Here is a 1,448-nt window from a genome sequence, read left to right as displayed (position 1 = left end):
CTGGTGATGGGTAATGCGGGAATTCTCCGTATCGCGCCCGGTTGCCCCGGCACGGTTCCTGAACAGTCAGCGTTTCTGCGTCTCGGCGCACTGACCAGTAAAGGGCTGGATTATGGTACTGAAACGGTTACTTCCAAAGCAGACGACACAAAAGGGTTGACTGAGGCTATCGTGACCGGTCTGGATTTAACCATTAAGTTTGATGGCGAGCTGAAGCGCAAAGGTGCTGATGGCTCCACGTCTGCTTTTGATATCGCCAAAGAAATCCTTGCTGAAGTCAAGGCCAGCCGTCAGCCGTCATATTGGGTGCAGCTCGACATGAAAGGCGACGGTAGTGATGTGATTCAAGGGTACATGAACTTCACATCATGGTCGATGGAGTTCCCGACCAAAGAAATCTCCACGTATTCCGGTGAGCTGAAAGTAGCAGACGCTGACAGCTTTGAGTGGTTACAGGAAGAAATCGTGGTGCAGAGCGTCACTGCCAACCCTGCGACACTGACTGTGAAAGCCGGTGAAACTGCAACATTCACGGTTGGATTTAATCCGGTTGACGCGACAAACAAAAATTACGAGGTGGTCAGCGATAAGCCTAATTTTGCTACCGTCAGTAAATTGTTGAATGTTGTCACCGTCACCGGTGTAGCAGCCGGTACCGCGAATATTACAGTCACATCTGAAGATGGCAGCAAGACGGCGAAATGTGTTGTTACAGTCACTGCGGCCTAAATATTACAAAGGGTATCTCCGGATGCCCTTGATAATGTTCAGGAGGATATATGACACCGCGTTTAGAATACGGCGAGATGGTGATATCCACTGCCGAAAAGGATTACCTGTTCCGCCCATCACTGGATGCCATGACGCGAATCGGAGCGCCCAAAGAGATTGTGAGCGCATTTACGCGATTAAATGGCGCAGAGGTACAGCAAATTATAGCGTCTGCCGTGGACGCTTACGGAGTGGTTCCTGAATGGCTGATTACGCTGTTAAATAAGCCGGTGTACGGACGCAGTATTTTATCAACCGCAATGGACGTGATGCAGGCATGTTGTGACGATGACTGTTCTGAGGTTATTGGTGAATGGCGACCAGGCAAATCAGGCATGGTGTACCGGTGCGGCGCTATGCATTACCGCGATATCATCCTGCTGGCGCGTGAGTTAATGACCCACGGCATTATCGGTAAAGCGAAAGTGCGTAAACTTCAGCGCAACGAAGGTAAAGACGAATACTCCGAAGAGTTCCACGCTGTCGAATACATCAGTGCCGCCCGCGTGCATTTCAGCATCACCCGCAGCGAAGCGGAGCAGCTCACAATGACCGAGTTCGTGATGATGCTGAAAGCGAAATATCCTGACGAGAAAGGCTTCACGAAAGATGAGTATGAGGCCATCACCAAGGCCGACGATGCCCGTAACGATGATCTGATTAAGGGCAAGCGCCGG

2 protein-coding genes are annotated in these 1,448 nt (G+C 50.8%); both read left to right on the top strand.

The annotated features are described in order from the left end of the window. Positions 1 to 729: Ig-like domain-containing protein (locus tag U868_RS0122595; protein ID WP_025155266.1), on the top strand; the 729-nt coding region annotated here is incomplete at its 5' end. A gap of 50 nt (positions 730 to 779) precedes the next feature. After that, positions 780 to 1,448 (top strand): DUF6246 family protein (locus U868_RS0122590; protein ID WP_025155265.1); only part of this gene is annotated, 669 nt, incomplete at its 3' end.

The sequence above is a fragment of the Morganella morganii H1r genome (genome assembly GCF_000633515.1).
GTDB classification, from domain to species: Bacteria; Pseudomonadota; Gammaproteobacteria; order Enterobacterales; family Enterobacteriaceae; genus Morganella; species Morganella morganii_B.
Note: the sequence above shows the minus strand (reverse complement) of the source record. Positions and strands in the feature narration are given on the sequence as shown.